The 11085-nt window shown below is 55.1% G+C and carries 10 protein-coding genes; 8 read left to right on the forward strand and 2 right to left on the reverse strand.

Going from position 1 to position 11085, the window contains the following annotated elements:
• Positions 1 to 150: 150 nt before the first annotated feature.
• Positions 151 to 1527 (reverse strand): glutamine synthetase family protein, encoded by a 1377-nt coding sequence (locus M0974_RS31080; protein ID WP_297845848.1) that lies wholly within the window; start codon positions 1525 to 1527, stop codon positions 151 to 153.
• Positions 1528 to 1804: 277 nt separating this feature from the next.
• On the opposite strand from M0974_RS31080, the gene M0974_RS31085 reads away from it, so the two are divergent.
• The 8 genes from M0974_RS31085 (at position 1805) to M0974_RS31120 (ending at position 10840) form a co-directional block, all read left to right on the forward strand.
• Positions 1805 to 2581: a gamma-glutamyl-gamma-aminobutyrate hydrolase family protein gene (locus tag M0974_RS31085; protein ID WP_297845850.1), complete on the forward strand. Its 777-nt coding sequence runs from the start codon at positions 1805 to 1807 to the stop codon at positions 2579 to 2581.
• 39 nt (positions 2582 to 2620) lie between these two features.
• Positions 2621 to 3979, forward strand: a complete 1359-nt coding sequence (locus M0974_RS31090) for a glutamine synthetase family protein (RefSeq protein ID WP_297845851.1) — start codon at positions 2621 to 2623, stop codon at positions 3977 to 3979.
• Between the two features lie 20 nt (positions 3980 to 3999).
• On the forward strand, positions 4000 to 5364 hold the full coding sequence (locus M0974_RS31095) for an aspartate aminotransferase family protein (RefSeq protein WP_297845852.1): 1365 nt from the start codon (positions 4000 to 4002) through the stop codon (positions 5362 to 5364).
• Positions 5365 to 5508: 144 nt separating this feature from the next.
• Positions 5509 to 6609, forward strand: coding sequence for a polyamine ABC transporter substrate-binding protein (locus M0974_RS31100; protein ID WP_297845854.1), 1101 nt, complete (start codon positions 5509 to 5511; stop codon positions 6607 to 6609).
• Between the two features lie 122 nt (positions 6610 to 6731).
• Positions 6732 to 7826 (forward strand): polyamine ABC transporter substrate-binding protein, encoded by a 1095-nt coding sequence (locus M0974_RS31105; protein WP_297845856.1) that lies wholly within the window; start codon positions 6732 to 6734, stop codon positions 7824 to 7826.
• Positions 7827 to 7884: 58 nt separating this feature from the next.
• Positions 7885 to 9027 carry a polyamine ABC transporter ATP-binding protein gene (gene potA / locus M0974_RS31110; protein WP_297845858.1) on the forward strand — a complete coding sequence of 381 codons (1143 nt, stop codon included), beginning with the start codon at positions 7885 to 7887 and terminating at the stop codon, positions 9025 to 9027.
• Positions 9028 to 9062: 35 nt separating this feature from the next.
• A complete protein-coding gene (locus M0974_RS31115; RefSeq protein WP_297845861.1) occupies positions 9063 to 9944 on the forward strand; it encodes an ABC transporter permease subunit in 882 nt (293 codons plus the stop codon).
• Entirely contained in the window at positions 9941 to 10840 is a 900-nt protein-coding gene (locus M0974_RS31120) for an ABC transporter permease subunit (RefSeq protein ID WP_297845859.1), read from the forward strand. Before M0974_RS31115 ends, M0974_RS31120 begins: the two co-directional genes overlap by 4 nt.
• A 90-nt stretch (positions 10841 to 10930) precedes the next feature.
• Here the strand turns inward: M0974_RS31120 and M0974_RS31125 are convergent.
• A partial coding sequence (locus M0974_RS31125; RefSeq protein WP_297845862.1) for a penicillin acylase family protein occupies positions 10931 to 11085 on the reverse strand: 155 nt, incomplete at its 5' end.

Here is an 11085-nt window from a genome sequence, read left to right on the forward strand (position 1 = left end):
CTTCGCGAACAAGTTCGCTCCCACTGGGGATATGCAATTTTCGGTGGGAGCGAACTTGTTCGCGAAGAAAACGACTCGGTCAACCTGACCTAAACCCAAAAAAAACGCCGCCAGCCCAAAAGCTGACGGCGTTCTTTTTACCGCACGGGCTTACACCGTGTGCAGATACCAGTTGTACTCGAGGTCGGAGATGGAATGTTCGAACTCTTCCAGCTCACTTTCCTTACAGGCGACGAAGATATCGATGTATTTCGGGTCGATATAACGCGCCATGATTTCACTGTCGTCGAGCTCGCGCAGGGCATCACGCAAGTTGTTGGGCAGGCTTTGTTCGTTCTGCTCGTAGGAATTGCCTTCCACCGGGGCGCCTGGCTCGATCTTGTTGGTCAAGCCGTGGTGCACGCCCGCCAGCACAGAGGCCAGCAGCAAGTATGGGTTGGCATCGGCACCGGCTACCCGGTGTTCGATACGTACGGAGTCTGGTGTTCCGGTCGGAACGCGCAAGGCGACGGTCCGGTTGTCCAGGCCCCAGCATGGTGAGTTAGGCACATAAAACTGTGCGCCAAAACGACGGTAGGAGTTGACGTTCGGGCATAAGAACGCCATCGACGCCGGTAGGGTCTCGAGCACACCGCCGATCGCGTGGCGTAACGCGGCGTTCTGCTCGGGATCCTCGCTGGTGAATATGTTTTTGCCATCGCGATCAAGAATCGAGATGTGGACGTGTAGACCATTACCTGCCTGACCCGGATAGGGTTTGGCCATAAAGGTCGAATCCATTTCGTGGTCGTAAGCGATGTTCTTGATCAACCGCTTAAGCAGTACCGCGTAGTCGCACGCTTTGATCGGGTCGGCGACATGATGCAGGTTCACTTCGAACTGCGCCGGGGCACTTTCCTTAACGATAGCGTCAGCCGGGATGCCTTGCTCTTTGGCACCTTCCAGAACGTCCTGGAGGCAATCAACGTATTCGTCGAGGTCGTCGATCAGGTAAACCTGAGTCGAATGTGGGCGTTTACCAGAGATTGGTGAGCGCGGTGGCTGGGGACGACCGTTCACGTTCTCCTGATCGATCAGGTAGAACTCAAGTTCGAATGCGGCACAAATAGTCAGGCCCATTTCATCGAACTTGCTGACAACCTGGCGCAGCACTTCACGCGGGTCGGCAAAGAAGGGTTCGCCTTCGATTTCGTGCATGGTCATTAGCAATTGCGCGGTAGGGCGCTTTTGCCAAGGTTCATTACACAGAGTGCCGGGGATCGGATAACAGATTCGGTCAGCGTCACCGATGTCCAGACCAAGGCCGGTACTTTCTACCGTCGAGCCATTGATATCCAGGGCAAACAATGAAGCCGGCAAGTTAATGCCTTTCTCGTAAACCTTATGGAGGCTGGTGCGTTCTATGCGCTTACCGCGCACCACACCATTCATATCTGCAATCAGAAGGTCGACGTACAGAACCTCAGGATGTTCCTTAAGGAACGCGTTCGCTTCGTTAAGCTGAACGGCACGCGGGGGTACCGACATGATGAAGCACCTTTGTTGTTAAAAATATCAATCATTGATCTTTTCAGGATTCAGTCAATCTGAAAGCCATGATGAAGTCAAGAGAGCCTTGTTTTGCCCCAAAAAAGCACTGTAGGGGGCTTTTTGCGGCAATTTAGGGCAAAAAAAACGCATCTGAGGGCTTGGGACCTACCCGCTAGAGCAGGCTGTGTTCTATTTTTTACGGGGGTGTTGTGTAAAAAAATGAACAAGGCTAAGCTCGATTGCAACCCAAAACAGCAATAATACCGGGGGTCCCATGTCTCGCCTGCCGTTAATCGGCGTGACCGCCTGCACCAAGCAGATCGGTCTGCACAGTTACCACATCAGTGGGGATAAGTACGTTAGAGCAGTCGCTGTTGCTGCCAAGGGCTTACCACTGATACTGCCTTCACTGGCTGAGCTGCTTGATCCCGCCGAACTTCTTTCCAGTCTTGATGGGCTCCTGTTTACCGGGTCGCCCTCCAATGTCGAACCCTATTACTACGGCGGCCCAGCCAGTTTGCCTGGCACTGCTCATGATCCCGAACGCGACCGCACCACCTTACCGCTGATCCGTGCTGCCGTAGCGGCGGGCGTGCCGGTACTCGGCATATGCCGGGGCTTTCAGGAGATGAACGTAGCGTTTGGCGGCAGTTTGCACCAGCACGTTCACGAAGTTGGAACGTTCATGGACCACCGTGAGCAAAGCAACGAACCTATCGAGGTTCAATATGGGCCCAGCCACACCATGCATATCCAACCAGGCGGCGTGCTGGCGGGCCTCGGCTTGCCAAGTGAGATCGAGGTTAACTCGATTCACGGTCAGGGCGTTGAACGGCTGGCCCCTGGTTTGCGCATCGAGGCACTGGCGCCCGATGGGCTGATTGAAGCGATTTCAGTTGAGACGGGCGCAGGTTTTGCTTTAGGTGTGCAATGGCACCCGGAGTGGCAAGTCACCTCCAACCCGCATTATCTGGCGATTTTCCAAGCGTTCGGCGATGCCTGTCGAACGCGAGCAGCACACCGCGACGCAGATGCGTCGAAAACCGCCTGAGCGCACAACGGCGCACAGGTTCTACCTCCTGAGGTATTTATGAGTAGCAACCTCGATCAGCTCACGGATTGGTTGAAAGAGCACAAGATCACCGAAGTTGAATGCATGATCAGCGACCTCACCGGGATCACCCGCGGCAAGATTTCACCCACCAACAAATTCATTGCCGAAAAAGGCATGCGCCTCCCCGAGAGTGTGTTGTTGCAGACGGTCACCGGCGACTATGTCGAGGATGACATCTACTACGAACTGCTGGACCCGGCGGACATCGACATGATCTGCCGTCCGGATCAGAACGCAGTATTCCTTGTGCCGTGGGCCATAGAGCCCACCGCCCAGGTGATTCACGACACCTACGACAAACAAGGCAACCCCATCGAGTTGTCGCCCCGCAACGTCTTGAAGAAGGTCCTGAGGCTCTATGCCGACAAGGGCTGGCAGCCCATCGTGGCGCCAGAGATGGAGTTTTACCTGACCAAACGCTGCGAAGACCCGGATTTTCCGCTGCAGCCACCGATTGGTCGCTCTGGTCGCCCGGAAACCGGGCGTCAATCCTTCTCTATAGAAGCCGCCAACGAATTCGATCCGCTGTTTGAGGATGTCTACGACTGGTGTGAGCTGCAGAACCTCGACCTCGACACGTTAATTCACGAAGACGGCACCGCACAGATGGAAATCAACTTCCGTCACGGTGACGCATTGTCGCTGGCTGACCAGATTCTGGTGTTCAAACGGACCATGCGCGAGGCCGCGCTCAAGCACGATGTGGCTGCGACGTTCATGGCCAAACCGATGACCGGCGAGCCCGGTAGCGCGATGCACTTGCACCAGAACGTGATTGACATCGCCACGGGCAAAAACATCTTTTCCAACGAAGACGGGACGATGAGCGAATTGTTCCTGTGCCATATCGGTGGCCTGCAAAAATTCATTCCCGAGTTGCTGCCGTTGTTCGCACCGAACGTCAATTCGTTTCGGCGCTTCCTGCCTGACACCTCGGCACCGGTAAACGTGGAGTGGGGCGAAGAGAACCGTACCGTTGGTTTGCGCGTGCCAGACGCAGGCCCGCAAAACCGTCGCGTGGAAAACCGTCTGCCGGGCGCCGATGCCAACCCGTACCTGGCGATTGCCGCCAGCCTGCTGTGTGGATTTATCGGCATGGTCGAAGCGATCAACCCCAGCGCGCCCGTGGTCGGCCGTGGTTATGAGCGGCGCAATTTACGTCTGCCATTGACCATCGAAGATGCGCTGGAGCGGATGGAAAACAGTAAGACCATCGAGAAATACCTCGGCAAGAAATTCATCGTCGGTTACGTCGCGGTCAAGCGCGCCGAACACGAGAATTTCAAGCGCGTGATCAGCTCATGGGAACGTGAGTTCCTGCTGTTCGCGGTCTGATACATACGGAGAAAAGCGGTATGAGCAGCAACACGACACAAACGCGCGAATGGCAGGCCTTGAGCCGCGATCACCACTTGGCGCCGTTCAGCGACTACAAGCAACTGCAGGAAAAAGGCCCACGCATTATTACTCGCGCGCAGGGCGTTTACCTGTGGGACAGCGAAGGCCACAAGATCCTCGATGGCATGGCCGGCCTTTGGTGCGTCGCCATCGGTTATGGCCGTGAAGAACTGGCTGATGCTGCCAGCAAACAGATGCGTGAGCTGCCCTATTACAACCTGTTTTTTCAGACCGCTCACCCGCCGGTGCTGGAGCTGGCCAAGGCCATTTCCGACATCGCGCCGCAAGGCATGAACCATGTGTTTTTCACTGGCTCTGGTTCTGAAGGCAACGACACCATGTTGCGCATGGTTCGTCATTACTGGGCGATCAAGGGCCAGCCGAAAAAGAAAATTATTATCAGCCGGGTCAACGGTTATCACGGTTCTACCGTGGCCGGAGCCAGTTTGGGCGGTATGACCTACATGCATGAGCAGGGCGATTTACCGATCCCCGGCATCGTCCACATTCCGCAGCCGTATTGGTTCGGCGAAGGCGGCGACATGACCCCGGACGCTTTCGGAGTCTGGGCTGCCGAACAACTGGAAGCGAAGATTCTAGAGCTGGGCGTCGACAACGTGGGGGCCTTTATTGCCGAGCCGATTCAAGGTGCGGGCGGGGTGATTGTTCCGCCCGATAGCTACTGGCCGAAGATCAAAGAGATCCTCGCCAAGTACGACATCCTGTTTGTCGCGGACGAAGTGATCTGCGGGTTTGGTCGCACCGGTGAGTGGTTCGGCTCCGATTACTACGACCTCAAGCCCGACATGATGACCATCGCTAAGGGCCTGACATCGGGTTACATCCCCATGGGTGGCCTGATCGTGCGTGATGAAGTGGTCAAGGTGCTCAATGAAGGCGGTGATTTCAACCACGGCTTCACCTATTCCGGGCACCCGGTGGCGGCTGCGGTCGCGCTGGAAAACATCCGAATCCTGCGCGATGAAAAAATCGTCGAGCGGGTAAAGACCGAAACGGCACCTTATTTGCAAAAGCGTTTACGTGAACTCAATGATCATCCGCTGGTGGGTGAAGTTCGCGGCGTCGGGCTGCTGGGGGCGATCGAGTTGGTGAAAGACAAGTCCACTCGCGAGCGTTATGTCGGCAAAGGTGCGGGAATGATCTGTCGAACCTTCTGCTTTGATAACGGCCTGATCATGCGTGCGGTGGGCGACACGATGATTATTTCGCCACCGTTGGTGATTAGCTTTGCTGAAATTGACGAACTGATCGACAAGGCGCGCGCCTGTCTTGACCTGACGTTGCAAGCACTACAAAACTAGGTATTCGCTACACGCATTAAAAACGAATAAGGCGGGCCCAGTGGTCTTGTAAGCCCGCCCAGGATATTGCCAGACTAACGACTGTTTCAGCTGTATCCGTCACTGCTACCCAACCGTTAGCGTTTAAACAATGGAGCTCCACGCATGAAATTATTTGGCAAGACCCTTCTCGCCTTGTCCCTGATGGGTGTCGTGGCCGCAGCTGTTCAGGCCGACGATAAAGTACTGCACGTTTACAACTGGTCCGATTACATCGCTCCAGACACCATCGAGAAATTTACAGCAGAGACAGGTATCAAAGTCGTCTACGACGTCTTTGACAGTAACGAAACGCTGGAAGCCAAGTTGCTGGCTGGCAAGTCGGGTTACGACGTTGTAGTGCCGTCCAACAACTTCCTCGCCAAGCAGATCAAGGCTGGCGTGTACCTGGAACTGGACAAGTCCAAACTGCCGAACTGGAAAAATCTCAATGAGAAATTGCTGGCGACTGTCGGCAAAGCCAGTGACCCAGGTAACAAGCATGCCTTCCCGTACATGTGGGGCTCCATCGGCATCGGCTACAACGCCGAAAAAGTCAAAGCCGCGCTGGGCGCAGACGCTCCGGTAAATTCGTGGGACTTGGTATTCAAGCCAGAGAACGCTGCCAAGCTCAAAGGCTGTGGCATCAGCTTCCTCGATTCGCCAACTGAAATGATGCCGATAGCCCTGCATTACTTGGGTTTCCCGACTGATACCCAAGACAAAGACCAGATCAAAAAAGCTGAACAGCTGTTCCTTAAAGTTCGTCCATCAGTGGCTTACTTTCACTCATCCAAGTACATCTCCGATTTGGCCAACGGCAACATCTGCGTAGCAGTTGGTTATTCGGGTGACGTTTATCAGGCCAAGGCCCGTGCTGCTGAAGCCGGTGACAAGGTCAAAATCAGTTACAACATTCCGAAAGAAGGTGCTGGCAGCTTCTACGACATGGTGGCCATTCCTAAGGATGCCGATAACGTTGAAGGCGCTTACAAATTCATGAACTTCATCATGAAGCCGGAGATCATGGCCGCCATCACCAACAGCGTGCACTTCCCGAACGGTAACTCGGCAGCCACGCCATTGGTTGATAAAGACATCACCAGTGACCCAGGCGTTTACCCACCAGAAGATATCCAGGCAAAACTGTACGCCATCAGTGATTTGCCAGCACCAACGCTGCGTCTGCTGACCCGCAGCTGGACCACCATCAAGTCCGGTAAATAAAAGCTCCCCCCTGTAGGAGCCAACTTGTTGGCGAGATTTTAGCGGTCGGTCTGACACACCGCCTCGCCAACAAGTTGGCTCCTACAGGATTTGGGCAAAGGCCTAACAGAAGGGACCACCCAATGTTTGTTTCTTTATTTCGCAAAACCATGCTGGTGGGGGCGTCTCTGACCTTGGCGGTCAGCGCTTATGCGGCGCCCACTGTGCATATTTATAATTGGTCGGATTACATTGGCGAAACCACGCTGGTGGACTTCGAAGCAGCAACCAAGATCAAGCCGGTGTACGACGTATTTGATTCCAACGAAACCCTTGAAGGTAAGCTGCTCGCTGGGCATACCGGTTATGACGTAGTAGTACCGTCGAATCACTTCTTGGGCAAACAGATCAAGGCAGGGGCTTTCCAGAAACTCGACAAGACCCAGTTGCCCAACTACGTAAACCTCGACCCTGCGTTGCTCAAGCGGTTGGAGAAGAACGATCCGGGTAATCAATACGCAGTCCCTTATCTGTGGGGCACCAACGGCATTGGTTACAACGTCGATAAAGTCAAAGCCGTGCTGGGTGTCGATAAAATTGATTCCTGGGCGATGCTGTTCGAGCCTGAAAACATCAAGAAGCTTTCTAAGTGCGGCGTCGCCTTTCTGGATTCAGCCGATGAAATAATTCCCGCCGTCCTTAATTACATGGGCCTGCCACCCAACAGCGAAGACCCCAAGGACTACGCTAAAGCGCAAGAGAAGCTGCTTGCCGTGCGCCCTTACGTGACGTACTTCAACTCGTCGAAATACATAACAGACTTGGCCAACGGTGACATCTGTGTTGCTGCCGGCTTTTCTGGCGATGTGTTCCAGGCGCGGGCTCGTGCCGCAGAAGCGGGTAAGGGCGTGAAGATCGCGTATGCGATTCCTAAGGAAGGCGGCAACTTGTGGTTCGACATGCTGGCGATCCCGCGGGACGCAAGTAATGTCAAAGAAGCCCATGCCTTCATCAATTACATGCTCAAGCCCGAGGTGATCGCTCAGGTCAGTGACGCCGTCGGTTATGCCAACCCGAACCCAAAGGCTGGCGAAGTGATGGAACAGAAAGTACGTACCGATCCTGCGGTTTATCCACCGCAAGAAGTACTCGACAAGCTTTACGTCAGCGCTGAACTGCCGCCTAAAGTTCAACGCCTGATGACCCGCAGCTGGACCAAGATTAAGTCGGGTAAATGAAAAATCCGGGCCCGGCTGCAGTGGTCGGGCTTTAAAATTTTGTTGGGAGTTTCATCACATGGCAGTTGCCTCCGGCGCCTATAAGAAAGCCCTCGAAGCTGATCAGCAGCCTAAGCAGGTACTGGTCAAAATCGATCGGGTCACGAAGAAGTTCGACGAGACAATTGCCGTGGACGATGTGTCCCTGCAGATCAACAAGGGCGAAATTTTCGCCTTGCTCGGCGGGTCGGGTTCAGGGAAGTCCACCTTGCTGCGCATGCTTGCGGGTTTCGAACGGCCGACCGAGGGACGAATCTACCTCGACGGCGTGGACATCACCGACATGCCGCCGTACGAGCGGCCGATCAACATGATGTTCCAGTCTTACGCGCTATTCCCACACATGACGGTGGCGCAGAACATCGCTTTCGGTTTGAAGCAGGACAAAATCTCCACGCAGGAAATCGACGCGCGTGTCGCAGAGATGCTCAAGCTGGTGCAGATGAGCGAGTACGCCAAGCGCAAGCCGCATCAATTGTCGGGCGGGCAGCGTCAACGGGTAGCCTTGGCGCGCTCGCTGGCGAAGAAACCGAAGTTGCTGCTGCTTGACGAACCCATGGGCGCACTGGATAAAAAACTGCGTTCGCAGATGCAGCTCGAACTGGTTGAAATCATCGAGCGCGTGGGCGTGACCTGCATCATGGTGACCCACGACCAGGAAGAGGCCATGACCATGGCCCAGCGCATTGCAATCATGCACTTGGGCTGGATCGCGCAAATCGGCAGCCCAATCGACATCTACGAAACCCCGACCAGCCGTTTGGTCTGTGAATTCATTGGCAACGTCAATTTGTTCGAGGGCGAAGTGATCGATGACGCCGAGGGCCACGCATTGATTGCAAGCCCGGAACTGGAACGCAACATCTACGTGGGCCACGGCATCAGTACATCAGTGGAGGACAAGCGCATTACCTACGCAATTCGCCCGGAAAAGCTATTGGTCACCACCGAAATGCCCACCTGCGAACACAACTGGTCCCGGGGCAAAGTGCATGACATTGCCTATCTCGGTGGGCATTCGGTGTTTTACGTACAGTTGCCATGCGGCAAGCTGGTCCAGTCGTTCGTGGCCAACGCCGAGCGTCGTGGCGCGCGGCCGACTTGGGATGACGAAGTGTATGTCTGGTGGGAAGACGACAGCGGCGTGGTACTGCGTTCATGAAAAATCAAAGATTTCAGCGCGCACTGACTCGAATAATTCCCGGTGGTCGGCAGTTGGTCATCGGGGTGCCTTTTATTTGGATGTTCCTGTTCTTCATGTTGCCGTTCATCATCGTATTGAAGATCAGCTTTGCTGAATCAGACGTTGCGATCCCGCCGTACACCGAGATTTTCAGCTTTGTTGAGCAGAAGTTCTCGATGATCCTGAACCTGGGCAACTATGCGATGCTCGGCGATGATGAGTTGTACATCGCCGCGTACCTTGGTTCGTTGAAAATGGCCTTCTTCAGCACATTGCTGTGCCTATTGATCGGTTACCCGATGGCTTACGGCATTGCCACGGCGAAAAAGGAAAGCCAGACGGTGTTGCTGTTGCTGATCATGATGCCGACCTGGACGGCGATTCTGATTCGGGTTTATGCCTGGATGGGCATTCTCAGTAACAACGGGCTGCTCAATTCGTTTCTGATGTGGCTGGGGCTGATTCACGAGCCGTTGCAGATACTTAACACCAATTTGGCGGTGTACATCGGCGTGGTCTATTCGTATTTGCCCTTCATGATCCTGCCGCTGTTCGCCAACTTGGTTAAACACGATCAAAGCTTGCTGGAGGCCGCCTCGGATCTGGGCTCAAGCACCTTTAACAGCTTCTGGAAAATCACTGTGCCGCTGTCGAAAAACGGGATTATCGCCGGCTGCATGCTGGTCTTCATTCCCGTAGTCGGGGAGTTTGTGATCCCGGAACTGTTGGGCGGCCCTGAGACATTGATGATTGGTCGAATCCTTTGGCAGGAATTCTTCAACAACCGTGACTGGCCGGTAGCGTCTGCGTTGGCGGTGGTGATGTTGGCGATTCTTATTGTGCCGATCATTCTGTTCAACCGCAGTCAGGCTAAAGAGCTGGAGGCAAAAGCATGAAGGCTTTCAGGTTCTCCAAAGTGATGCTGGTGCTGGGCCTGGTGTTCATTTATGCGCCCATGGTCATCCTGGTTATTTACTCGTTTAACGCTTCGAAGTTGGTGACGGTTTGGGGTGGTTGGTCGGTCAAGTGGTACGTCGGCCTGCTGGATAACACGCAATTGATGGGCGCAGTGGCGCGCTCGCTGGAAATCGCCTGCTACACCTCGGTCGCTGCGGTGGCCTTGGGCACCATGGCCGCGTTTGTGTTGACCCGGATTGCGCGCTTCAAAGGACGCACTTTGTTTGGCGGCCTGGCGACGGCGCCGCTGGTTATGCCGGAAGTGATCACTGGTCTGTCGTTGTTGCTGTTGTTTGTGTTCATGGCGCAATTGATCGGCTGGCCGCAAGAGCGTGGCATCGTCACCATCTGGATCGCGCACACCACGTTCTGTGCCGCGTATGTGTCGGTGGTGGTGTCGGCACGCTTGCGCGAGCTGGACATGTCCATCGAAGAAGCCGCTATGGACCTCGGCGCACGGCCGTGGAAGGTGTTTTTGCAGATCACCATCCCAATGATCGCGCCGTCGCTGGCGGCTGGGGCAATGATGTCGTTCGCCTTGTCGCTGGACGATTTGGTGCTCGCCAGCTTCGTCTCCGGACCGGGCTCAACCACGTTGCCGATGGAAGTGTTCTCGGCGGTACGTTTGGGGGTGAAACCGGAGATTAATGCCATCGCCAGTTTGATCCTGTTGGCGGTATCGATAGCGACGTTCATGGTCTGGTTCTTCACCCGACGCGCCGAAGACTCACGTAAACGCGCGATTCAGCTGGCCATCGAAGAGGCAGCGGCCGACTCCTGGAAACAACCCGACCCACGCCGCGCGCCTGCGCCGAAGGCCGTAGAACCGGCTTAAACCCTTAACTCTGTAGGAGCCAACTTGTTGGCGAGGCTGGATAACTGACACCCTGCTTAAGGCCTCTCGCCAACAAGTTGGCTCCTACAGTTATTTCGCGGGCACCAACCGCAACGTCCCCCGCGTACTCGCCGCTACATCGGCCTCGTCAAAATGCTGCGGCACGTAGCCACCTTCTACATAGGTTTTCGCCTGGTCCGAATAGTGTTCGTCAAACAGCACGCCGCTTTGCCCTACCGGGTTGA

Source organism: Pseudomonas sp. (genome assembly GCF_026224925.1).
Taxonomy (GTDB): domain Bacteria; phylum Pseudomonadota; class Gammaproteobacteria; order Pseudomonadales; family Pseudomonadaceae; genus Aquipseudomonas.